General features: G+C 48.6%; 18 protein-coding genes and 1 pseudogene. 13 read left to right on the forward strand and 6 right to left on the reverse strand.

Annotated elements, in window-relative coordinates; translation table 11 throughout:
* Nucleotides 1-749: 749 nt before the first annotated feature.
* Nucleotides 750-932 (reverse strand): annotated as a pseudogene (locus ACW6QF_RS16270) (transposase); the annotation flags it as partial.
* Nucleotides 933-1,376: 444 nt separating this feature from the next.
* Here ACW6QF_RS16270 and ACW6QF_RS16275 point away from each other — a divergent pair.
* The 9 genes from ACW6QF_RS16275 to ACW6QF_RS16315 all read left to right on the forward strand — a co-directional run bounded on the left by ACW6QF_RS16275 (nt 1,377) and on the right by ACW6QF_RS16315 (nt 14,601).
* Nucleotides 1,377-3,728: a DEAD/DEAH box helicase gene (locus ACW6QF_RS16275; protein ID WP_456088581.1), complete on the forward strand. Its 2,352-nt coding sequence runs from the start codon at nt 1,377-1,379 to the stop codon at nt 3,726-3,728.
* A 177-nt stretch (nt 3,729-3,905) separates the two neighbouring features.
* Nucleotides 3,906-4,259, forward strand: coding sequence for a 30S ribosomal protein S6 (gene rpsF / locus ACW6QF_RS16280; protein WP_008152411.1), 354 nt, complete (start codon nt 3,906-3,908; stop codon nt 4,257-4,259).
* Between the two features lie 2 nt (nt 4,260-4,261).
* Nucleotides 4,262-4,531, forward strand: a complete 270-nt coding sequence (gene rpsR / locus ACW6QF_RS16285; RefSeq protein ID WP_007654155.1) for a 30S ribosomal protein S18 — start codon at nt 4,262-4,264, stop codon at nt 4,529-4,531.
* 20 nt (nt 4,532-4,551) lie between these two features.
* A complete protein-coding gene (gene rplI / locus ACW6QF_RS16290) occupies nt 4,552-4,995 on the forward strand; it encodes a 50S ribosomal protein L9 (RefSeq protein ID WP_298547503.1) in 444 nt (147 codons plus the stop codon).
* Nucleotides 4,996-5,123: 128 nt separating this feature from the next.
* Nucleotides 5,124-6,329: an N-acetylmuramoyl-L-alanine amidase family protein gene (locus ACW6QF_RS16295; RefSeq protein WP_456088582.1), complete on the forward strand. Its 1,206-nt coding sequence runs from the start codon at nt 5,124-5,126 to the stop codon at nt 6,327-6,329.
* A 34-nt stretch (nt 6,330-6,363) separates the two neighbouring features.
* Nucleotides 6,364-7,248 (forward strand): MlaD family protein, encoded by an 885-nt coding sequence (locus tag ACW6QF_RS16300; protein WP_456088583.1) that lies wholly within the window; start codon nt 6,364-6,366, stop codon nt 7,246-7,248.
* Nucleotides 7,249-7,627: 379 nt separating this feature from the next.
* Nucleotides 7,628-9,016 (forward strand): chromosomal replication initiator protein DnaA, encoded by a 1,389-nt coding sequence (dnaA, locus tag ACW6QF_RS16305; protein ID WP_298547494.1) that lies wholly within the window; start codon nt 7,628-7,630, stop codon nt 9,014-9,016.
* Nucleotides 9,017-9,270: 254 nt separating this feature from the next.
* Nucleotides 9,271-11,814, forward strand: a complete 2,544-nt coding sequence (locus ACW6QF_RS16310) for an adenosylcobalamin-dependent ribonucleoside-diphosphate reductase (protein WP_298547492.1) — start codon at nt 9,271-9,273, stop codon at nt 11,812-11,814.
* Between the two features lie 102 nt (nt 11,815-11,916).
* Nucleotides 11,917-14,601, forward strand: coding sequence for a 4-alpha-glucanotransferase (locus ACW6QF_RS16315; protein WP_456088584.1), 2,685 nt, complete (start codon nt 11,917-11,919; stop codon nt 14,599-14,601).
* Between the two features lie 93 nt (nt 14,602-14,694).
* On the opposite strand, the gene ACW6QF_RS16320 is transcribed toward ACW6QF_RS16315, so the two are convergent.
* Nucleotides 14,695-15,066 (reverse strand): bactofilin family protein, encoded by a 372-nt coding sequence (locus ACW6QF_RS16320; RefSeq protein ID WP_374044522.1) that lies wholly within the window; start codon nt 15,064-15,066, stop codon nt 14,695-14,697.
* 116 nt (nt 15,067-15,182) lie between these two features.
* Between ACW6QF_RS16320 and folB the strand changes: the two genes are divergently transcribed.
* The 3 genes from folB (at nt 15,183) to ACW6QF_RS16335 (ending at nt 18,079) form a co-directional block, all read left to right on the forward strand.
* Nucleotides 15,183-15,563: a dihydroneopterin aldolase gene (gene folB, locus ACW6QF_RS16325; protein WP_456088585.1), complete on the forward strand. Its 381-nt coding sequence runs from the start codon at nt 15,183-15,185 to the stop codon at nt 15,561-15,563.
* Between the two features lie 303 nt (nt 15,564-15,866).
* A complete protein-coding gene (locus ACW6QF_RS16330; RefSeq protein WP_298547486.1) occupies nt 15,867-17,312 on the forward strand; it encodes a monomeric [FeFe] hydrogenase in 1,446 nt (481 codons plus the stop codon).
* Between the two features lie 122 nt (nt 17,313-17,434).
* Nucleotides 17,435-18,079, forward strand: a complete 645-nt coding sequence (locus ACW6QF_RS16335; protein WP_298547485.1) for a MarC family protein — start codon at nt 17,435-17,437, stop codon at nt 18,077-18,079.
* Between the two features lie 56 nt (nt 18,080-18,135).
* On the opposite strand, the gene ACW6QF_RS16340 is transcribed toward ACW6QF_RS16335, so the two are convergent.
* The 4 genes from ACW6QF_RS16340 to ACW6QF_RS16355 are packed head-to-tail and all read right to left on the reverse strand — an operon-like array spanning nt 18,136 to nt 22,686.
* A complete protein-coding gene (locus ACW6QF_RS16340) occupies nt 18,136-19,176 on the reverse strand; it encodes a glycosyltransferase family 2 protein (RefSeq protein ID WP_456088586.1) in 1,041 nt (346 codons plus the stop codon).
* 45 nt (nt 19,177-19,221) lie between these two features.
* Nucleotides 19,222-20,112 (reverse strand): lysophospholipid acyltransferase family protein, encoded by an 891-nt coding sequence (locus ACW6QF_RS16345; RefSeq protein WP_298547481.1) that lies wholly within the window; start codon nt 20,110-20,112, stop codon nt 19,222-19,224.
* Nucleotides 20,102-21,433, reverse strand: a complete 1,332-nt coding sequence (gene mtaB, locus ACW6QF_RS16350; protein WP_456088587.1) for a tRNA (N(6)-L-threonylcarbamoyladenosine(37)-C(2))-methylthiotransferase MtaB — start codon at nt 21,431-21,433, stop codon at nt 20,102-20,104. The genes ACW6QF_RS16345 and mtaB overlap by 11 nt, the downstream gene beginning before the upstream one ends.
* 53 nt (nt 21,434-21,486) lie before the next feature.
* Complete coding sequence (locus ACW6QF_RS16355; RefSeq protein ID WP_456088588.1) at nt 21,487-22,686, reverse strand: acyloxyacyl hydrolase; 1,200 nt, start codon at nt 22,684-22,686, stop codon at nt 21,487-21,489.
* A gap of 152 nt (nt 22,687-22,838) precedes the next feature.
* Between ACW6QF_RS16355 and ACW6QF_RS16360 the strand changes: the two genes are divergently transcribed.
* Entirely contained in the window at nt 22,839-24,503 is a 1,665-nt protein-coding gene (locus tag ACW6QF_RS16360) for an AMP-binding protein (RefSeq protein ID WP_456088589.1), read from the forward strand.
* Nucleotides 24,504-24,545 lie beyond the last annotated feature (42 nt).

Below are 24,545 nucleotides of genomic sequence, written 5' to 3' on the forward strand. Positions count from 1 at the left end.
CGGTATTTCAAACGGCACGTTCTCATAATGGGACGTATGTATAGTAGACAATGAGCCAAGGTGTGCTGTAACTTTTTGCTACAGCACACCAAGAATAATTATCTTCTTTGATATCCTTGCTTGCTTCTCATTATTACTGTTGCGGCAGCCTTCATACTTCTGCACCGATAAGCATTTTCCGCCTCGTCAGGTCTGCGACCATCCCAAGGTAAATCAGAGGTAGATTCACCGCCACCAAAGGTAATTGGTATAGGTTGCCCTCCAATGAGTGCAACGGTTACGGCAAAAATCAGGTTGCGAACCGATGGCACAGCTAACTGTTTGAACAACGTATTCTGTTTGGATTCCAGTTCTTAGTTGATGTCCGAAAGGGATTTGTTGTCTCTTTAAAGTTGGTAAAATTCACCGTAAATCGCAAGAACATTGCGTTGGGCTGCTTTGGCTTGCCGTGCCACTTCATTACTGTATGAAAAATCTATCTTGCGGACAATCTCAGTAAACTGCTTGGCTATACGTTGGTTCTGACACTTAACCCAATGTAGAAAAATGTAGAAAACGGAACTGTCATTCCAAGCTTACAACCGAAACGACTATTGTAATACCATCGGACAACTGGTCGTATCCATACTTGCCGACTAATCGGTGTTCCTGCCGGGCGATACTCGTTCGACGATTCCTATCTCTCGTTCGTGTACGAGAGCGTAAAGGAGGGCAAGCTGCCCGTTAGTATCGGAGATCTCGAGGTCGAAGTTTACCTTCGGCTTGGTGGCGAAGAAACAGTACGCGCCCATTGCGGCGAGCAGATTTATCAAGAAATTGTGGGCACTGCGATGGCGGGTATGCACCAGTTGTGCAACGTTTTTGAGCATGTCGTTGACTGACTCGATAATGCTCCTCTTGCGCAGCATTATCTTATCGTAAAGAGGCATTAGGCGTTAATGCTATCAGTATGTGACAGAAGATGATACATCTTCCAATGAAACCTTATGCCTCGGAAAAAGAACAAGAGATAGCATAAAGCGGTACATTTGTCATCCAAGCTTGTTCTCGATAATCAGACATGGAGAAATGCAATCCGTGCATTTCCGGGTGGGCATCCATAAAGGTAGAGAGCGATTTGGAACGAAGGTTTTCTTCCGCTTTTGCCTCTATCGGGACAATTTTGCTGTTGTGCTGAATCAAAAAATCAATTATTACATAAATCCTACCGAATATGGAAAACGTTGTGTCAATTTTTAATATCCCTCATTAAATTCTTTCGTATCTGAGCGGGGATGATTACTTTTGTGATTGTTAAGCAAAGAAATATGGGAAAGAAGAGTAGTAAGAAAAAATCAAAAGAGAAGAAGGTTTCATATCATTATAAACCTTCTGGTATGACATTGGAAGAATGGCAAGTGGCTCTGCGCCGGCAAGTTGCAGAGAAAGAACCGTTTGAAGTTTCGGAAATCGACAAAAAGAAAGAACCGGGAAGCTACAGTGTCTTGAATCTTGTTTCTCATAATGAATATAAAATCGTATATCGAGGGGTAAAAAGCGACTGGAATTATTGCTCTTGCATGGATTTTAAGACCAGCAGGTTAGGGACTTGTAAACATATCGAAGCTGTCAAATGCTGGTTGGAGAAAAATAACCGTAGAGCTTATCGGATTGTGCCTGCTTATACTTCAGTCTATCTGTCTTATCGGAATGAGAGGAAAGTTTGTCTGCGTATCGGAACCGACCATCAGGAGGAATTCGAAGAATTAGCCCTTCCTTATTTCGGGACAGACGGAGTGATGTTGCCACAGGCTGTTGATACAATTATGGACTTTTTGAGTCGTGCGACACAGATTGATGATACATTCCGTTGTTATCCGGATGCATTGAACTTTATCATTGAGAGACGGGATGCCCGTAACCGGGAGAAGCTGTTGTCCTCAACCATTTCAGACGATGTCTTGGATAGGTTGCTGAAAGTAGGGTTGTTCCCTTATCAAAAAGAGGGAGTCCGGTTTGCCTTTCGTGCGGGAAAGGCAATCATCGCTGACGAAATGGGGTTAGGGAAGACCATCCAGGCCATCGGGACGGCAGAGTTGATGCGTAAATATTCTCACATATCTTCGGCGTTGATCGTTTGCCCGACCTCCTTGAAGTATCAATGGAAGAAAGAAATCGAGCGTTTCACGGATGCCGAAGCGGTTGTGGTGGAAGGAGGGCCTTTGGTTCGACGGGAGTTGTATGGCGCAAAAGAGTTTTATAAGATTGTCTCCTACAATGCCGTCTGTAACGACATCAAATACCTGAAAAAGTTACAGACTGACTTCCTTATCATGGATGAAGTGCAGCGGTTGAAAAATTGGAACACGCAGATTTCGAAGGCTGCCCGTCGCATTGAGTCCGACTATGCGGTGATTCTTTCCGGGACTCCGCTTGAAAACAAGTTGGAGGAACTCTATTCCATTGTGCAGTTTGTAGATCAATATTGTTTGGGGCCGTATTACCAGTTTATGGATCAAACCGTTGTCAAGTCGGAAACTGGCAAGATCGTTGGTTATAGGAATTTGAATGAGGTGGGAAAACAACTGAAAAGTGTGTTGATCCGCCGTCGCAAGAAAGATGTCTCTTTGCAATTGCCGGGACGCATGGATAAGGTGTTGTTTGTGCCGATGACCGAGCAGCAGCGGTCTATACATGAAGAGTTTCAAAGTGGCGTGGCTCAGTTGGTTTACAAATGGTCGAAAATGCGTTTCCTTAGTGAAAAAGACCGTAAGCGGCTTTTGTTGATGCTCAGCCAGATGCGGATGGTCTGCGACAGTACCTACATTTTGGATCAGAAAACCCGCCATGACACCAAAGTGGAAGAGGTAATAAATATCTTGAAAAACGTATTCGAAAACGGAAATGAAAAAGTCGTGTTGTTTAGCCAGTGGGAGCGGATGACACGTTTGATTGCCTCGGAATTGGATGCTTTGGGCATACGTTATGAATACCTCCACGGGGGAGTGCCTTCGGTTGCCCGTAAAAAACTGATGGATAACTTCATGGAATTGCCGGAGTGCCGGGTTTTTCTTTCGACAGATGCCGGCAGCACAGGTTTGAACTTGCAAGCTGCCTCCATACTCATCAATTTGGATTTGCCGTGGAATCCCTCCGTGCTGGAGCAACGGATTGCCCGTATATATCGCATCGGGCAGCGCAAAAACATACAAGTCATCAATATGGTGGCCAGCCAAACAATCGAGGAGAGAATGCTTTCCACCTTGAATTTTAAATCGTCTTTGTTTGAAGGTGTCTTGGATAATGGGAATGACGAAATCTTTTTGGAAGATAGCAAGTTCGACAAGATTATGGAAAATATCCAGCAGATGACGGATGTGCAGGAAGTCACCCGAAGCGATTTGTCCGGTTCGGAGGTCAAGGCGGACGATCTGGAAGAGAAAGCCGCAGAAGGTGTTACCGGTAAAACGGCCGACTCCTTTTTGCCTGACGATAATTCTCCCAGTGAAAAAGATCTGCAAGTGGCAGGGGAGGAAGAACCCGATCACTTGTTGCAACAAGGCATCTCATTCTTCAGTGGCTTGGCACGGACGCTCGAATCGCCTGAGTCGACCCGGAAGCTGGTGGATACGATTGTCAAAGAAGATCCGGAAACCGGACAGGCACGGCTTAGCATCCCCGTTCCTGACAAGAAAAGCGTTGAAAGCATCTTGAATTTGTTCGGGAAGTTGCTATCAGGGATGGGTTGAAAGAGATTCCGTAACGCTATGCTTTACATAGGATAACCCTATGGGTTACGGAACCTGAAGCATAGCTTTACGGGAGCAAGCCGGAAAGAATAATAAAGTTTGGCTTGCCGGTTCAAAAAAACTTCTTATCTTTGCACCGCAAAAATTATTAGTAATAACAATACAAAACAGCGTTTTATGAACAATTACGAAACCGTTTTCATTTTGACTCCCGTTTTGTCTGACGCTCAGATGAAGGAAGCGGTAGAAAAATTCACGAACATCCTGAAAGAACAGGGGGCTGAAATCGTGAACGAAGAAAATTGGGGTTTGCGCAAATTAGCTTATCCTATCGACAAGAAAACAACAGGCTTCTACCAGTTGGTTGAATTCAAAGCAAATCCGGAAACAATCGCTACATTGGAAGTCAATTTCCGTCGTGACGAACGTGTGATTCGCTTCCTGACTTTCCGCCAGGATAAATATGCGGCAGAATATGCAGCAAAGAGAAGAAGTTTGAAATCATCTAAAGAAACAGTAAAGGAGAATTAATCATGGCAGCAACTCAATCAGAAATCAGATATTTGACTCCGCCTTCAGTAGACGTTAAAAAGAAAAAATATTGCCGTTTCAAAAAGAACGGTATCAAGTATATCGATTACAAAGATCCTGAATTCTTGAAGAAATTCCTAAACGAACAGGGTAAGATTCTTCCGCGTCGTATCACGGGTACTTCTTTGAAATTCCAGCGTCGTATCGCTCAGGCTGTTAAAAGAGCTCGTCACTTGGCGTTGCTTCCTTACGTAACCGATTTAATGAAATAATAAAAGAGAGGAGACAGAATATGCAAGTTATTTTGAAAGAAGACGTAATCAACTTAGGTTACAAGGACGATATCGTAACAGTTAAAGACGGTTACGGACGTAACTTTCTAATCCCCACGGGTAAAGCAGTTATCGCATCTGAGTCTGCAAAGAAAGTATTGGCTGAAAACTTGAGACAACGTGCTCACAAGTTGGCTAAGATCAAAGAAGATGCTCAGGCTTTGGCTGCTAAGTTGGAAGGCGTTGCCTTGACAATCGGTGCAAAGACAAGTTCTACAGGTACAATCTTCGGTTCTGTAACGAACATCCAGGTTGCCGATGCTTTGGCAAAAGCCGGTTTCGAAGTAGATCGTAAGATTATCTATATCAAGGATTCTGTTAAGGAAGTCGGTAATTACAAAGCCATCCTGAAACTTCACAAAGAAGTATCGGTAGAAATTCCTTTTGAAGTAGTTTCTGAGTAAATCCCATACCGGATATATAAATAAAAAGGGCGGTTCCTTGCGAATTGCCCTTTTTTTATTTCAGATCAGCCCAGTTTTACTCGTCAAAAAGCATTACATTTGTCCCGAATTTGCAAGAAAATTTTAAAGTGGCAAAAAGTACTTTTCTATATATCAATTTGGTAATAGCCCTGTTTTTTGTTTTACCTGTTTTGCAGGCAAAGGAAAAGACGTTTACGGTGGTGATCGATGCCGGGCATGGGGGAAAAGACCCCGGTGCGCGTGGCTCGTCCATCCATGAAAAGGCTATTAATCTGGCGGTAGCCCTCAAGCTCGGCAGCCTGATATCGGAAAAGCACAAGGATGTGAAAGTCATTTATACGCGTAAAACGGATGTCTTTATCGAGTTGGACGAGCGGGCGAACATCGCCAACCGGAATAAGGCGGACTTGTTCATCTCCATTCATACAAATGCGGTGAAGAGGGGCAGTTCGGTCACGGGAACGGAGACTTATACGTTAGGTTTGGCACGCACGGACGAGAATCTGGAAGTAGCCATGCGTGAGAACTCGGCTATCCTTTTGGAAGATAATTATCTGCAGAAATACGAAGGTTTCGATCCGACTTCTTCCGAATCGTATATTATTTTCGAATTTATGCAGAATAAGCATATGGAACAAAGTATTAGCCTGGCTTCGGAGGTGCAGAAATGCTTTGCTTCCGCCAAGCGTAATAACAGAGGGGTGCGGCAGGCGGGTTTCCTGGTGTTGCGTAAGACGAGTATGCCGAGTGTTCTTGTGGAATTAGGATATATTTCGAATCCGGCGGAAGAACGTTTCATGAAGACGAAGGAAGGGCAAAACAAGCTGGCAACCGCTATCTATAATGCATTTACAAAATATAAGTGGGAATATGACCGTAAGCGCGGTGCGTTGGCGGGAAATGCAAATGTCGCTCCTCTATTGGAAGTCGTAGATAATATCGATGATAATCAATCGATTTCAGCACCTCCGGGAAGCGAAGAATATATTCGTCAAAAGAACAAGGTAAAGGAATCCGGTCAGAGCCGTGTGTCCAAGACGGAAGTCTCCGTGAAGCAGACGAACCCGGTTAAAAAGGGACAAACGATTTATAAAATACAAATACTTACTTCGGATAAAAAACTTTCTCCCGGTTCTAAATTGTTTAAAGGATATAAGAATGTCGATTGCTTTATCGAAAAAGGCATTTACAAGTACACGTATGGCGAAACAACGAGTTTCGATTCTATCCGTAAGTTGCGCCGGCAGGTAGCGAAAGATTTTAAAGACGCTTTTATAGTCGCCTTTAAGGATGGAAAGAAAGTGAAATATTGATAGTAACAGAATTTATATTATATACAGAGAAGAAATGAAAAATGTATTCACCAAAGAGGCAAAGATCGGACTTGTGTCTATAGTCAGTCTGGCGTTGCTATATTTAGGAATTAATTACTTGAAAGGGATCAATCTGTTTAAGCCGACAAACCATTATGTGGTGGCTTGTACGAATGTAAAGGGAGTGACGGTTTCGAGTCCTGTATTCGTAGAAGGCTTTAAGGTCGGTCTGGTGCGTGAGATCATTTATGACTATGATGCCGTCGATAAGATTTCGATCGATATCAGCCTGGAAGATCATATGAAGATCAACAAAGGCAGCTATATTACGATCGTGAACAGTTTCCTCGGTGGCGGTGAATTGCATATCCATCTGAACAAGTATGTAGACGACTATCTGAAACCCGGTGCCACGATCGAGGGGCGGATGGAGACGGACATGATGCAATCCGTCCAGGAAAAGATTCTTCCTCAGGTGGAGTTGTTGTTGCCGAAGATCGATTCGATCCTGGGCGGCTTGCAGACGCTGGTAAATCATCCGGCATTGGCCCAGTCCTTGAACAATATAGAGGCAACGACCAATAGCCTGGCTGTTTCTTCCCGCCAGCTCAACCGGATGCTGAGCAAGGATGTGCCGGGCATTATGAGTGATCTGAAGGTCATCACCGGAAACTTCGCCGATGTCAGCACGGATTTGAAGAAGCTGGATCTGGCAACGACCGTGAATGCGGTGAATGCTACGTTGGATAATGTGGAGCAGATGACGCGCAAGTTGAACTCAAAGGATAATAGTATGGGGCTTCTGCTGAACGACCGTGCTCTTTATGATAACCTGAACAGTACGGCGGACAACGCATCCAAGCTTTTGCTCGATTTGAGGCAGAACCCCAAAAGGTATGTGCATTTTTCTGTATTTTAAGATAGCGTAAGATTTCTTGTACAAACCGTTTATTTAGAATTATTCCAATTAAACGAAAAAATATAAAATACAGAAGCTTGGCTTCTCTAAGGCCTTTAGACAGAGAAATATAACTGGATCGAAAGGCCTTTTTTGAGGTCGGTTGCCTGGAAATGCAAGGGGCTGAAGAATGCTCTTAAACAAAGGCTTTCTGTTATTCTAATGTTTTAAAATGAAGATATTCAGATTGTTGGAATTAACTGCCTGACAATAAACAGGATATTGAACAATCAAAAGTTCCAAACAAAATGATACTTTTTTTTTCGGAATTAATTTCTAAACTTTGTAGTCGTAAAAGTAAAAATTGAAGTTGTAAGTATAGTTGGGAGAGTAAAAAATCATGCAGACTGAACATCAAACTTTGTGGAATAAATGCCTCGGAGTCATTAAGGACATCGTCCCTGAGGCCGCTTTTAACACATGGTTCAAACCTATCATACCATTATCATACGAGGATAATAAATTTACGATTCAAGTACCCAGCCAGTTCTTTTACGAGTATCTGGAAGAGAAGTATGTGAACGTATTGAAAGTTACGCTATATCGTGTGATAGGGCAGGGTACGATATTGAACTATCGTATCAAGGTCGTTGATAAGGTGAAAGAAGACGGCATGATTACTTTACCTACCGGTAATGACGCTCCCCGTACCGGCAAGAAGAGTGCGGATATCCCTTCTCTATTCGAATCTAAAGCCCGCCAGGACTGGGATTCGCATTTGAACCCTAAATACAACTTCGACAACTATTTTGAAGGAACAAGCAACCGGCTGGTCCGTTCTTCGAGCGAGGCTATCGCCCAGGAACCGGGAAAGACTTTTAACCCGATGTTCGTGTTCGGGGCATCCGGTGTGGGGAAGACCCATTTGTGCCACGCGATCGGTAACCGTATTCAGGAGATCCACCCGGAAAAGAAGGTGCTGTATATATCGGCCCATCTCTTTACCGTACAATACACGGAAGCTATCCGGAAAAATACGACAAACGACTTCATGTATTTCTATCAGGGCGTAGATGTGCTGATTCTGGATGATATCCAGGAACTGATCGGAAAAGATAAGACACAGAATACATTTTTTCATATATTCAATCACTTGCATCTTCTGGGTAAGCAATTGATCCTGACTTCCGATAAGGCGCCTGTCGATTTGCAGGGCATGGAGGAACGTTTGATTACCCGTTTGAAGTGGGGATTGACGGCAGAGTTGGATCGTCCTGATCTGGATTTGCGCAAGAAGATTCTAAAGAATAAGATCAGCCACGACGGTGTGGTGATTCCGGACGACGTGTTCAATTTTATTGCAAGCAACGTGACGGAGAACGTACGCGATGTGGAAGGCATCGTCGCGTCCTTGCTGGCCTATTCTACGGCGTTCAACCGGATGATCGACCTGCCTTTGACCAAACAGGTGGTGAGCCGTGTCGTAAAACTGGAGAAGAAACAGGTATCCGTGGAATCTATTCAGGATGTAGTCTGTAAATACTATAATCTGGAATTGGCCGCTATCCAGACCAATTCGCGCAAGCGGGAAATCGTGCAGGCACGTCAGGTTACGATGTACCTGGCGAAGAAGTACACCGACAGTTCCTTCTCCCATATCGGGAAGATCGTCGGGAAACGCGACCATGCAACCGTCCTTCATGCCTGCAAGACGGTAAAGGACCAGATCGAAACGAATAAATCTTTCCGCTCTTCGGTAGAAGAGATCGAGGCTTTGCTCAAAGCTTGATTTAATGCGATATTTATATGAAAGGATGCGCTTGCGGGCTGCGTCCTTTTTCTGTTTTCGGGAAACCTTGTTGTAGGGCAGGTTTTCTTTTCGGGAAACTTTTTGAACCGATGGAAAGGGATAAGCTGTTGATAAATAACGCGGTTTATAAACGAAAGGGAAAACTTGTCAACAATATATATTTTCTTTGTTGAATAATTTGGCTAATCCGCAAACTATGCTTAAACTTGCACATCATTAAACTTAAAACAATCGTGAATCGTAAAACTTACACCTTCGATGAAGCGTTTAAGGCTTCACTGGACTACTTTACCGGCGACGAATTGGCCGCAAAAGTATGGGTAAATAAGTATGCCTTGAAGGATGCGTTCGGGAATATCTATGAAGAATCTCCCGTGGATATGCATCATCGTCTGGCCGGTGAAATTGCCCGTGTAGAAAAGAAGTATCCTAACCCGCTTTCGGAAGAGGAACTCTTTAACCTGTTTGATCATTTCCGTTACATCGTGCCTCAGGGAAGCCCGATGACGGGAATTGGCAATGATTTTCAAATTGCCTCACTCTCTAACTGTTTTGTAATCGGATTGGATGGAGATGCCGATTCATATGGTGCGATTATTCGAATTGATGAGGAACAAGTGCAGTTGATGAAACGTCGTGGCGGTGTTGGTCACGATTTATCACATATTCGTCCGAAAGGATCTCCTGTTAAGAACTCGGCGTTGACATCGACCGGATTGGTCCCTTTCATGGAACGTTATTCGAATTCCACCCGCGAAGTGGCGCAGGACGGCCGTCGTGGCGCCCTGATGCTGAGCGTTTCCATCAAGCATCCGGATTCGGAATCGTTTATCGATGCCAAGATGACGGAAGGGAAGGTGACGGGGGCTAACGTGTCGGTGAAGATCGATGACGAATTCATGCAGGCGGTAGTCGACGGGACCCCTTATAAACAACAATATCCGACCGACTCGTCAGAACCCACTAATGTGAAGGAAATCAACGCGGCCGAACTTTGGAAGAAAATCATTCATAATGCATGGAAGTCGGCTGAACCGGGCGTGCTTTTCTGGGATACGATCCTGAAAGAGTCGGTGCCCGATTCGTATGCGGATCTCGGATTCCGTACGGTTTCGACCAACCCCTGCGGTGAGATTCCTTTGTGCCCGTACGATAGCTGCCGCCTGTTGGCGATCAACTTATATTCGTATGTTGTCAATCCTTTCACGAAAGAGGCCTATTTCGATTTCGACTTGTTCCGGAAGCATGTTATCCTGGCACAACGCATCATGGACGATATCATCGACCTGGAATCGGAAAAGATTGAAAAGATTCTGGAGAAGATCGATGCCGATCCCGAATCATTGGAAGTAAAACAGAGCGAACGCCACCTGTGGGAGAAGATCCAGAAGAAGACTTTGCAAGGACGTCGTACCGGTGTGGGCATCACCGCCGAAGGCGATATGATTGCCGCCTTGGGATTGCGCTACGGCACGGAAGAAGCGACAGACTTTGCCGAAAAGGTACAAAAGATGTTGGCTCTGGCTGCCTACCGTTCTTCAGTGGAAATGGCCAAGGAGCGGGGGGCATTCGATATCTACGATGCAAAGCGGGAAGAGAAGAACCCGTTTATCAACCGTCTGCGTGAAGCCGATCCGGAACTGTATGACGACATGGTGAAATACGGCCGCCGTAATATCGCCTGTCTGACCATCGCACCGACCGGAACGACCAGCTTGATGACACAGACCACTTCGGGCATCGAGCCGGTGTTCCTGCCCGTGTACCGCCGCCGCCGCAAGGTGAACCCGAACGATGCGGAAGCGCGTGTTGACTTTGTCGACGAGACAGGTGACGCATTCGAGGAGTATATCGTATTCCATCATAAGTTCGTAACCTGGATGTTGGCTAACGGCTTCTCCGCTTCCAAGAAATATACGCAGGAAGAAGTGGAGGAACTGGTTGCCAAGTCTCCTTACTATAAAGCGACTTCAAACGATGTAGACTGGTTGCAGAAAGTCCGTATGCAGGGACGTATCCAGAAATGGGTGGACCACTCCATCAGCGTGACGATCAACCTGCCGGCCGATGTGACGGAAGACCTTGTGAACACTTTGTATGTGGAAGCCTGGAAGTGCGGTTGCAAGGGATGTACGGTCTATCGCGACGGTTCCCGTTCGGGCGTATTGTTGTCTACGGATAACAAGAAGAAGAAAAAGGAGGATTGCAATTGCATGGAGCCGCCGGTTATCGTGGCTACCCGCCCGCGCGAACTGGAAGCCGATGTGGTGAAATTCCAGAACAACCGTGAGAAGTGGATCGCATTTGTCGGCTTGCTGAATGGCCGCCCGTACGAGATCTTTACCGGTCTTGCCGACGACGACGAAGGCATCATGTTGCCGAAGAACGTTTCGAAGGGCAGCATCATCAAGAGCTACGACGAGGACGGCAAGAAGCACTACGACTTCCAGTTCAAGAACAAGCGCGGCTATAAGATGACGATCGAAGGTTTGGACGGCAAGTTCAATCCGGAGTTCTGGAACTATGCCAAGTTGATCTCCGGCGTCTTGCGCTACGGCATGCCGATCGACCAGGTGATCAAGCTCGTCCAGGGCATGGAACTGAATAACGAATCTATCAACACCTGGAAGAACGGTGTGGAACGCGCTTTGAAGAAATACCTGCCGAACGGTATGGAGGCAAAAGGACAGAAATGCCCGAATTGCGGACATGAAACGCTTGTCTACCAAGAAGGATGTCTGATCTGTACCAATTGCGGCGCTTCAAGATGCGGATGAAAAGATTTTTGATTTATGATTTATGATTTATCATTGACGCTAAATGATAAATCATAAATCGTGAATAACACCCCATGAATCATAAATCATAAATTCATAGAAATGAAAGTCACCTTTAATATCAACTTCCATACCGTTTGGGGGCAGAAGTTATGTGTTGTAGGGTCGATTCCTGAGCTGGGTTCCTGGGAGCCGGCTTTGGCAAAGGAAATGAGTTATAAGGGAGATGGGAACTGGCAACTCGAGCTGGAAGTGACCTCTCCTGTCAAGGATATAGAATACAGATATTTCCTGAGTGTAAACGATAAGCAGATATTCGAGGAGTGGGAAAAGAACCACCAGGTATTCTTTATCGGGCAGGCAGATCGATATACGCTATATGATTATTGGCAGGTTCGTCCTGCCAATATAGCTTTTTATTCCTCTGCATTTACCAAAAGCCTGTTCGCCCATCCGTGCAATACGCACGAACGGGTGGTGAAGAGCGGCAAGAGGCTTACGATCAAGATCTCCGTCCCGCGTGTCGAAAAGAACCAGCGCGTGGCTATCACCGGCAATCAGGAATGCCTGGGCGACTGGCATCCCGATAAAGCGTTGGTGTTGAGTTGCGACACCTTCCCGGTCTGGCATATAGACCTGGATGCCAACGAGATCACCTATCCGTTGGAATATAAGTTCCTGATCTGCGACGACCAGCAACAACCTCTATATTGGGAAGAAGATGAGAACCGTGTCCTGAACCTGCCTCCGCAACAGGCGGGCGAGACGGCGATCGTCTCGGGCCTTTATTTCCGCGATAACCTGCCCTTGTGGCGGTGTGCCGGTTCGGTGATCCCGGTCTTTTCCTTACGTTCGGAAAAGAGCTTCGGAGTCGGCGACCTGGGGGATTTGCGCATGATGGTGGATTGGGCCAAGAAAACGCACCAACGTGTCATCCAGGTGCTCCCGGTGAACGACACGACGACGACGCATACCCGTTCCGATTCGTATCCTTATAGCGCGATTTCGATTTATGCCCTTCATCCGATGTATATCAGCCTGCCCGATCTGGGAGAACTGGCTGATTCGGAAAAGGCCGCCTTTTTTGCCCGCAAACAGGCCGAGTTGAACAAACTCGATGCCGTCGATTACGAGCAGGCGGTCCGGTATAAACTGGAATATTGCCGGGAATACTTCAGGCAGGAAGGGGAAGCGATCCTCTCCACCCCCGGATATCAGGAGTTCTGCGAGCAGAACGAGCCTTGGCTGATGCCTTACGCCGCCTATTGCTACCTGCGTGACACGTACCGGACTTCCGACTTTACCCAATGGAAGGAAAACTCCGTATTCGACAAGAACAGCATCCGTGAACTTTGTTCCCCGACGGGCAAGGCATACCCGGAAATCTCTTTCATCTATTTCCTGCAATACGTCCTGCATATCCAGTTTAAGGGCGTTTCCGATTATGCCCGCAAGAACGGGATCGTGCTGAAAGGCGATTTGCCTATAGGAGTGAACCGTACGAGTGTCGAGGCGTGGATGGAACCGAAATACTTCAATATGAACGGACAGGCAGGCGCTCCGCCCGATGATTTCTCCGTGAACGGCCAGAACTGGGGATTCCCGACCTATAATTGGGAGAGGATGGAGAAAGATGATTTCTCCTGGTGGAAGAAACGTTTCCGCAAGCTGGAAGACTATTTCGATTGCTTCCGTATCGATCATATCTTAGGCTTTTTCCGTATCTGGGAAGTGCCGTTGGATTATGTCCAGGGACTTTGCGGACATTTCAATCCGGCTTTGCCGCTTACCCCGAACGAGATCGAACAGTATGGCCTGAGTTTCAATGAAGCCCGCCTTACCACCCCGCATATCAACCGCGAGTTTCTGCCCGAACTGTTTGGCGACCAGACCGAGGAGGTGATCGGCGCGTTCCTGGCCCAGTCGTCCTCCCGCCATTTCGTGTTGAAGCCCTTCTGCGATACGCAACGCAAGGTGGAAGCGCTGTTTGCCGGAAAGACGGACGAGGCGTCTCTTCGGATCAAGAAAGGGCTGTTTGCCATCGCGAATGAAGTGCTGTTCCTGCGCGATCCGCGTGAGCCGGATAAGTTCCACCCGCGCATCTCGGCCAGCCAGTCCTATCTGTATCGCGAGTTGAGCGCTTCCGACCGATATGCTTTCGACCAGCTGTATTGGAACTTCTTCTATCACCGCCATAACGAGTTCTGGAAGGCGCAAGCCTTTAGCCGCCTGACTCCGCTGATAGGCAGCACGAACATGCTGGTATGCGGCGAAGACTTGGGGATGATTCCGGAGTCCGTGCCCGACGTGATGAACAAGTTGCAGATATTCAGCCTGGAAATAGAACGTATGCCCAAGACTCCGCAACGCGAGTTCACGGACCTGCATAACCTGCCTTATCATTCGGTCTGTACGACATCGACCCACGATATGACGCCGCTCCGCAGCTGGTGGAAAGAGGACCGCGCCAAGACGCAACGTTATTACAACGATGTGCTTGGACAGGCCGGAGAGGCGCCGGAGGAATGTACGGCCGACTTGGCGGCACGGATCGTTTCCAACCATCTGGCAACCGCTTCGATGCTGGCCGTTATCCCCCTGCAGGACTGGTTCGCAATGGACGATTCCGTCAAGCGGAGAGATTGCGAGGCGGAACGCATCAACATCCCGTCCGATTCGGACAACTACTGGCGCTACAGGATGCACATCCCGTTGGAGAAACTGATCGAGGCAGATAGCCTGAACAACAAGATCACGGAAATGATTAAGGATTCAGGAAGAAAATAGAAGGAGGAACCCCTCTCCTTAAAAATCTTTCAGGCACGGATGCCATGTGGTGTGTCATCCGTGCCTGATTCATGTCGATTGATAAGCCCGGTTTTATTTGGCTATGCTTTTTTCTCCTGACATCTTGCAGACCCCGTTGAAGCGGGCGTTCGGTTCGATCTCCAGGGTTTGGGCGAATATGTCGCCTTGGATGACGGCGGTCGCTTTCAGGACAAGTTTGGCGCTGACCTGCACGGAGCCTTCCACTTCCCCCAATATTTCGGCATTGGCGGAAACGATGTTTCCCGTCACGTTCCCTTTCGGGCCGATTACGATCTTGCCGCTACAATTTACGTTTCCTTCGATTTTTCCATCCAGGCGGAAGTCTGTTTCCGTCACAATGTCGCCTTTAACGGTCGTGCCGGCGGCGAGGGTGTTATGCAGGCCGCCATTCGTGTTTTCTTCTTTTTGCTTTATTCCCATCATATTTCGTATTGTTTGTTAGAGACGCACGGCCGTACGTCTCTGCATATCGCAAATATAAGACTATTTTTTGGCAGAAAGGTTTACTTTATTTACATTTACAGATAAAATAACGAATTATGACAACAAAGATAGTACTGGAGGAAATGAGATTCTATGCCTACCACGGTGTAATGCCGCAGGAGACGAAGGTGGGGAACAATTTCGTTGTGAATCTGACCCTTACGGCTCCGTTGGAACAGGCCGTGAAGAGTGACGAACTGGACGATACGATCGACTATGCCGCCGTCTATGCGGTTGTAAAAGAGCAGATGGATATCCCTTCCAAGCTGATCGAACATGCGGCGGGACGGATTGTGTATGCCCTGAAAGAACGCTTCCCCGAGTTGACCGGTATCGAATTGAAATTTAGCAAGTTAAATCCTCCTTTCGGAGGCGATGTCCATAGCGCGTCGATCCTTCTTGGCGAGACGTTTCTACCACCTTATCGTGACAAATGACAATATTACAATTAGTTTGAAAGAGAATTTATCTTATAGTAAAATAGTATTATATATATATTATATATATAATACTATTTCTATAGGGAGGGGATTATGTCTTTTCCGTTATTGTAATATTGTAATATTGTCATTTGTCACGATAACAAGGAAAACATAGCTTTCTGTGCACGAAAACTATGTTTTGTATGAGGCAAAGCATAGTTTAACAAATATTCACTGCTTAGTAGGCCTCGTTTTTTTGCGAGAGGGGCTATGCGATGTATCTTTGTGCCATATAAAGCACAAATAATATAATTCACCATGGCATTTACCAACAACGTAATGATTGTCCGCCACGGATTGCTGGCGAAGTTAGTGAAACTTTGGAAGGAAAACCGTCTGCTCGAAGAGATAGACCGGTTGCCTATCGAGTTGAGTCCCCGTAAGTCTAAGGTCATCGGCCGTTGCTGTGTGCACAAGGAGCGGGCCGTGTGGAAATACAAGACATTGCCGTTGCTCGGATTCGATATGCAGGACGAGGTGGACGAGCTGACCCCTCTGTCCGAATATGCCAAACAAGCCCTGCTCCGTTCGGAAAACAAGAAGGAGAACCTGATGTGCGTGGTGGATGAAGCCTGTTCGTCCTGCGTGCAGGTGAACTATGAGATTACGAACCTTTGCCGTGGCTGCGTAGCACGCAGTTGCTACATGAACTGCCCGAAAGACGCGATCCGCTTCAAGAAGAACGGGCAGGCGGAGATCGACCACGACACCTGCATCAGTTGCGGCAAATGCCACCAGAACTGCCCCTATCATGCCATCGTGTATATCCCGATCCCTTGCGAGGAGGTCTGTCCGGTGAAGGCGATCAGCAAGGACGAGTACGGGGTGGAACATATCGACGAGTCCAAATGTATCTATTGCGGCAAATGCGTGAACGCCTGTCCTTTCGGAGCGATCTTCGAGATATCGCAGGTGTTCGATATCCTGCAACGCCTGCGCAACAAGGAACCGATGGTGGCCATTGTCGCCCCGTCCATCCTGGCCCAGTTTTCGGCTCCGGTCGAGAAGGTCTACGGCGCCATCAAGTCGCTGGGCTTCCTCGAAGTCGTCGAGGTGGCGCAAGGTGCGATGGAGACGACCCGCCGTGAAGCCGAAGAGCTGAAGGAAAAGTTGGCGGAAGGCCAGCCCTTCATGACGACCAGTTGTTGTCCTTCCTATATCCAGCTTGCCGAGAAGCATATCCCGGACTTGAAGAAATATATTTCGACTACCGGTTCGCCGATGTACTACACCGCCCGGATCGTGAAGGAGAAATATCCGGATGCCAAGATCGTGTTCGTCGGCCCGTGCGTGGCGAAGCGGAAAGAGGTGAAGATGGACCCGTGTGTGGACTTCACGCTCACGTTCGAAGAGGTCGGTTCCGTGCTGGCCGGTATGGAGATCAAGATCGAGGAGGCGCAGCCGTTCTCCGTCTTGCGTAACTCCGTACGTGAGGCGCATGGATTTGCGCAAGCAGGCGGTGTGATCAATGCGGTGAAGGTCTACTTGAAAGAAGACCAGGATGCCAGCTTGAATACGATCCAGGTGGCCAACCTGACGAAGAAGAACGTCGCCCTGCTACGTGCCTACGCCAAGACGGGCAAGGCTCCGGGACAATTCATCGAGGTGATGGCCTGCGAAGGCGGTTGTGTGACAGGCCCGTGCGTGCATGGCGACAGGGCTTCCGGGCAGAAGCAGTTGCTTAAAGAGCTTACCAGATACTAAGCGCATACCTTCACGGCCGGCATTCCCGAAGCCGCCGGGACAGACGGGGACAAGCTGAACCATTGGCTCGTGTCTGCTTATTTGGTGGGAGAAGAATAAAATAATTTAAATATAGTATTATCATGGAATCATTGTTGCCTTTCTTTCTATTATGCTTTACCTCGTTCTTTACGTTGACGAATCCGTTGGGCACGATGCCTGTCTTCCTGACCATGACGAATGGCATGAGTGAGGAGCAGCGCCGTGTCATTGTCCGCCGCGCCACGATCGTGTCGTTTATGACGTTGATGGTTTTCACGTTCTCCGGCCAGTTCCTGTTCAAGTTCTTCGGTATTTCGACCAACGGGTTCCGCATTGCGGGCGGCATCATCATCTTCACGATCGGCTTCGACATGTTGCAGGCACGCTATGCGAAAGCCAAGCTGAAAGAAGAGGAGGTGAAGACGTATGTGAACGATATTTCCATTACGCCCCTTGCCATCCCGATGCTTTGCGGTCCCGGTGCGATCGCCAATGCCCTGATGCTGATGGACGATGCCGTGACATTGGCAAAGAAGTGCATCCTGATCGGGACGATCGGCTTGATCTATTTCATCACCTACCTGATCCTCCGCGCCTCCACCCGTCTGAACCGCTACATGGGCGAGACGGGCAATAACGTCATGATGCGCCTGATGGGATTGATCCTGATGGTGATCGCCGTGGAGTGTTTCGTGAGCGGTTTCAAGCCGATCATGATCGACATTTTGCAACACTCGAACCTGTAAAATGTTGTTTTTGTATCTGTCCGTACTTGTCCGTTTGCCTGCAAAATTCTCTCTGTTCATAGTTCCGTAAATCTCTTTTTCCCCTGTAAATAGAACGCTAAGATCAGGCTTCCTTTTCGCAACTCCGGAATGTCGGAAAGTTTTGTTTTGGCGAGATTCTCACGGCGGACCGGTTCGTAAGACGGTTTTAGCTCGTGGAACGCCTTCCGGGCCTCATACACGGCGCGGGCGTTCGGGGAATGGCCGGTCAGCAGAAACTTGGCTGCGGCAATATAGTCCAGCCAGAAACGTGCACGCATCACGTGCTTCAAATCCTTTTCCGGCAAATTCTTATATAGCATCAGCAGGTTGTTACGGAAGTTGAGGAACGTCTTGCGCGGACTCTCGACATTCAGCGTCGCGCCTCCCACGTGGTACACGACCGACGACGGCGTACAGACCAGCCGGTAGCCGCGCGAACGTAGCCGCCAGCACATATCGATCTCTTCCTGGTGGGCAAAGAACCCGGCATCGAGGCCGCCCACCTCTTTGTAAGTGGCCGTACGGACGAACAGGCAGGCGCCCGTGGCCCAGAGAAGGTCGGCAGGCGTGTCATATTGTCCGGCGTCTTTCTCGACGACATGCAGGACGCGTCCGCGGCAATACGGATAGCCGTACCGGTCCATATATCCCCCTGCCGCTCCGGCATACTCGAAATATTCCTTGTTCCGTTGGGCGCGTATCTTGGGCTGGACCCCGGCTATGCTCCTGTCGGCATCCATCGCGGCGACGGGGGCATCCAGCCATCCCGGAGTGACTTCGACATCGCTGTTGAGCAGGACCGTGTATTCGTGTCCGATATGCTTCAATGCCTGGTTATATCCCTCGGCAAAGCCGTAGTTCTTATCCAGCCGGATGATGCCGACCGTCGGGAACTTTGTCTTCAGCATCTCGATGGAATCGTCCGTTGAGCCGTTGTCGGCAACGATTACATCCGCCCGTTCGCCGGGCGTGTAAGCGACGACGGAGGGCAGGAACTCCTCCATCAGCGCCCGGCCGTTCCAGTTCAGGATAACGACGGCAAGACGTTTGAATTGACGATTCGTGTTTGTTTCCATATCGTACCTTCTTTTTTGATGTTGTTGCTAATTGTCGATTGTCAATTATGCATTGTCAACTCTCTTATGTTTCCATCTCTTATGCGTCCAAAGCCAGCCGGCCGGATTGCGAAGGATGCATTTTTCCATCAGGCGGGCATATTGTTCGGTGATCCAGTTTTCGGGAGTCTCTTTGGGAGTCTCGGTCACCAGTTTCATGTCTACGGTATAGTAGCCGCGTTTCACTTGCTTCGTGTCGAGGAAGATGACAGGCAAATCCAGTTTGCGGGCCAGGCGTTCGGGGCCGGTCAGGATGGAGGAATCCTGGTTCAGGAAGTTCGTCCAGTAGTGCAGGTTGTTACGGCTCGGCGTCTGGTCGGCGATAAAGATCACGACACAACGGGTTTTGTTTTTCTTCAGGGTGATGACATCGCGCACGGTGTCTTGTTTTTTGATCCCGAAGGAGCCGAATTTCGTGCGCAGGTTGATGAACAGGCGGTCGAAAGCCTGGTTGTTGAGGGGGCGGTATATCTGGTAGATGCGGGAGTCCTTGAAACGGGAGGTCGAGCCGGAAAACCATTCCCAGTTGCCGTAATGTCCCATCAGGAGGATGAAACAGGTGTGCCCTTTCTCCATCAGCTTGTCTACCAGTTCGGGGTTTTTCAGGAAAGCCCGGCGTTGCAACTCTTCGAGGGAGATGTGGGCGAGCTTGATCGTCTCGACCACGTAGTCGGTGAAATGGTGGTAGAACTCGCGTTCCAGCCGGCGCAACTCCGTCTCCGATTTATCGGGGAAAGAGGCTTTCATGTTTTGCCTGACGACCTTCACCCTGTATCTGGCGACCTTATAGACCAGCCCATAGAGGATATCCGATAATATATAAAGCGCCCACATCGGCAATAAGGCATGAACCTTTACCCAGCTATAGATAAGCGCATATTGTATTTTATTCCACATATTCTATAATCTTTACTACTAACGCCGTTTTGTCCTCGTTCCAACCTTCCAGTATGACCTGCCGGGTTTCGTTGACCAACGAGTGGTCGTACGGGATCTCTACCTTGATATAATTCTCCGTGAAGCCGTGCATCATGCCTCCTTTGCGGGTTTGTTCAAACAAAACATCGGCTTTTTGCCCGATATGCGCTTCATAGAAAGCTTGGAGCTTGCGGTCGGATATGTCCAGCAATTGCTGGCTACGGGTATGCTTGGTCTTCGGGTCGACGACGTGGTCGATCTTGAGCGCCTGCGTACCCGGCCGTTCCGAATAGCTGAACACATGCAGCTGGCTGATGTCCAGGCTTTCGATAAAGGTGCGGGCCTCCTCGAAACAGGTATCCGTCTCGCCTCGCGTACCGACGATCACATCGACGCCGATAAAGGCGTGTGGCATGACCTCCTTGATCTTTTCGATCTTATGCCGGAACAGGGCCGTGTCGTAACGGCGGCGCATCAGTTTCAGCACCTCGTCGCTCCCGCTTTGCAACGGGATATGGAAATGAGGGGCGAAACGTTTGCTCCGTGCCACGAAATCGATCGCTTCGTCCGTGATCAGGTTGGGTTCGATGGAGGAGATGCGGTAACGTACGATCCCTTCCACCTCGTCGAGGGCGCGGATCAGGTCGATAAACGTCTCCCCGGTGCTCTTCCCGAAGTCGCCGATGTTGACGCCTGTCAGCACGATCTCTTTTCCTCCACCGGCGGCAACCTCTTCGGCCTGCTTCACCATGCTGGCGATCGTCCCGTTGCGGCTACGTCCGCGGGCGAACGGGATGGTGCAATAGGAACAGAAATAATCGCATCCGTCCTGCACTTTCAGGAAATGGCGCGTACGGTCGTCCGCCGAACAGGAAGGGGAGAAGGTGCGGATATCTTTCGTTTGGGAAGCGATGACGGCGCCTCCCTCTTCTTTCTTTTTCAGATCGTCTAAATACATGAGTATGTCCAGCTTCTGCTCGGCGCCCAACACGAGGTCGACCCCTTCGATGTGCGAAACCTCTTCCGGCTTCAACTGGGCGTAGCAGCCGGTCACGACGATGAACGCTCCCGCATGCTGCTTGCTGATCCGGCGGATCGCCTGGCGGCATTTCTTGTCGGCAAGTTCTGTCACAGAGCAGGTGTTGACAACGCAAATATCGGCCTTTTCACCCGGACGCGCTTTGCGTACGCCCTGTTCGGCAAGGACTTTCCCTATGGTCGAAGTTTCGGCGAAGTTCAACTTGCATCCTAAGGTGTAGTATGCGGCTATCTTATTCTCAAAAACAGTCTTATCAATCATTGTCATTTAATTATCGCGCAAATTTAGCGAAAATGTTTGGACATAGCATATTCTTATCGTTTATTGTGGAACCGGTAGCCTATCCCTAACATCAAGTTGTTGGGATCTTTGAATTTGCTCAATTGGTAGCCTACGTGCAGGAATAGGTTGCGGGTGACGGATGTCTTCAACGCCAGGATTTGGTACATTCCTTGCGTGTCGGTGCATTTGTGGTAAACGTTGTAGCCTATGCCTACGTTGATCGTGAAGATCGGCATGACCAGTTCGCCCCGTGCGGATAGCCCGATAGCCAGTTGTTCCTTGAACGGCGGACGGTAAAACCGGTGTTCGGCTTCGTAGGTATAATCGGCTTCGTGTTCCTTGAGGTTCGCACTTTCGTCAAATTGCACGTCGAGCGATGCCCCGGCACGGAAATATTTGTGGAAGTTGTACATGGGATTGAAATTGAATCCCAATACGCCGAACGATCCGGGAGCGAGGTAAGATTCATCGGGCTTGATGACCCCTTTCCGTTTCGAGGCGCCGTATAAGACGATATCATAGCTGATGTGCGGTTGGATGTGCTGGGTGGTCGGCCTGCCGGACATCACCGCCCCGGCATTTTCTCCGAAGGTGTGCACCAAGCCTATCCTGCCTCCGACGGTATTGACGCCTGCATTGGGGTACTGGGTGTTCCCGTTGGAGAAATGGCTCAGGTCGATGCCTGCCGTCAGCCGCCATCCCGTCGCCAGTTGCCAGTCCAGCAGGAATCCCAAATTGATATAAGCATTGATCTTCGACCCCACGACATAATTGTAGGCGTTGGTTTCCGGATGATATTTCTCCCATCCGAAGGAAGCCCCGAAGTTCCATTCGTAGTCCAGCGACAGGCGGGGGGAGAGTCGGGCTATGCGCGACCCCTGGAAGGCGTATATCGAAACCGGAGTCCCGATCTCGGCCTTGTCAAAGAAAGAATGGTAGGAGACACCGATCCCTTGGTACGTGTGGGGGTATAATTTCCCATTACGCGATTCCGGATGAAACCGGAAGGAGTATTTCAGGTGTGCCGATACGGACTTGCGCAAGGGGTGCTGCGATGCGTTGTCGCCTGCAAAGAACTCATTGGTGGGGATGAGGTAGACGGGGCGGAAGTCGATGCCGACCTCGTGAGTGAGCGGATGGCAGGACAGGGAGTCGGTCGTTCCTATCCCCTGTGCACATATACGGGTGTATCCCAACATACATATTATTATAAATACTTTCCAGTTCTTCATGTCACATCCGTTTATTCGGTTGCCAAAGATAGGGAAAAAATTAGTTTGTCAAACCTTTGGTAATTGTCGTGCTGTAGGTTAAACTCTGGCTATCTGTTGTGTATTTGTCGGATAGTCTGTATTTTTGCGCAAATTATAATACAGTGTGCAATATGATACAAGAGAATTTTATCAAGATATACGAGGACAGTTTCAAGAAGAACTGGGAACTGCCTGCCTTGACGGATTACAGCAAAGGGACGACTTTTTCTTTTGCGGACGTGGCTAAAGAGATTGCCCGTATCCACATCCTGTTTGAAGAATGCCAGATACGGAGGGGAGATAAGATTGCTCTGATCGGGAAAGACAGTGCCCGCTGGTGTATTGTCTATATGGCCGCTGTGACCTATGGGGCGATTATCGTGCCTATCCTGCAAGACTTCAGTCCGAACGATGTGCATCATATTATCAATCATTCCGAATCTGTTTTTCTTTTTGTCAGCGACCGTATCTGGGATACGCTGGAAGAGGAAATGATCGAGGATGTGCGAGGCGTCTTTTCGCTGTCCGATTTCCGTTGTCTGCACCAGCGGGATGGTGAAAACATCCAGAAGCTGCTGAAAGGGATGGACGGGAAGATGGAAGAGAAATACCCGGACGGTTTCGGAAAAGACGATATCAAATATGCGGAACTGGATAACGACAAGGTGGTGGAGATCAACTATACTTCCGGTACGACCGGCTTCAGCAAGGGCGTCATGCTGACCGGAAATAATTTGGCCGGGAATGTGGTGTACGGCATCGAGCTTGGCGTATTGTACAGAGGGGAGCGCGAACTTTGCTTCCTGCCTTTGGCGCACGCCTACAGTTGTGCGTTCAATTTCCTGGTTCCGATGGCGGTCGGGGCGCATGTCTACCTGTTAGGGAAAGTCCCTTCTCCCAAGATCCTGCTGAAAGCCTTCGAAGAGGTGAAGCCGAACCTGATCCTGACGGTCCCGTTGATCCTGGAGAAGATTTACAAGAAGATGATCTTGCCGCAACTCAGCAAGACAACCATGAAAGTGGCGCTGAATATTCCGTTGCTGGATTCCCGTATCTATGCACAGATACGGAAGAAGCTGGTCGACTCGTTCGGCGGACGTTTCCGTGAAGTGATCGTGGGTGGGGCTGCCATGAATGAAGAGGTGACGAACTTCCTTTATAAGATCAAATTCCCGTTCACGATCGGTTACGGTATGACGGAATGCGGGCCGTTGATCAGCTATGACCATAATGACGAATATGTGCCTGGATCATGCGGACAGGTCTTGAAAGGGATCATGAAGGTGCGTATCGACTCGGAAGATCCGTATAATAAGGTAGGGGAAATCCAGGTGAGCGGTGAAAATGTGATGAAAGGTTACTATAAGAACGAAGAGGCGACTGCCAATGTCTTTACCGAAGACGGCTGGTTGCGTACGGGTGACCTCGGAACGATCGACGCCGATAACCGCATCTATATCCGTGGCCGTAGCAAGACTATGATCTTAGGAGCAAGCGGACAGAATATTTATCCGGAAGAGATCGAATCGAAGCTGAACAACTTGCCGTTCGTAATGGAAAGCATCATAATTGAGAAGAACGGTAAGCTGGTAGGACTTGTCTATCCGGATTACGATACGGTGGACGGTACAGGGGTTTCGCACGAAGACCTTCCGATCATCATGGAGCAGAACCGGATCGAACTTAACAAACTTTTAGCACCTTACGAGGCTGTTTCCGCCCTGCAATTGTATCCGACGGAATTTGAAAAGACGCCAAAGAAGAGCATCAAGCGTTACTTGTATAGCAACTATTAGTGGATTTATACGGTCTGTGAATCAGCTTGTTGTGGTCTGTCT

It is taken from the genome of Parabacteroides sp., from assembly GCF_977054455.1.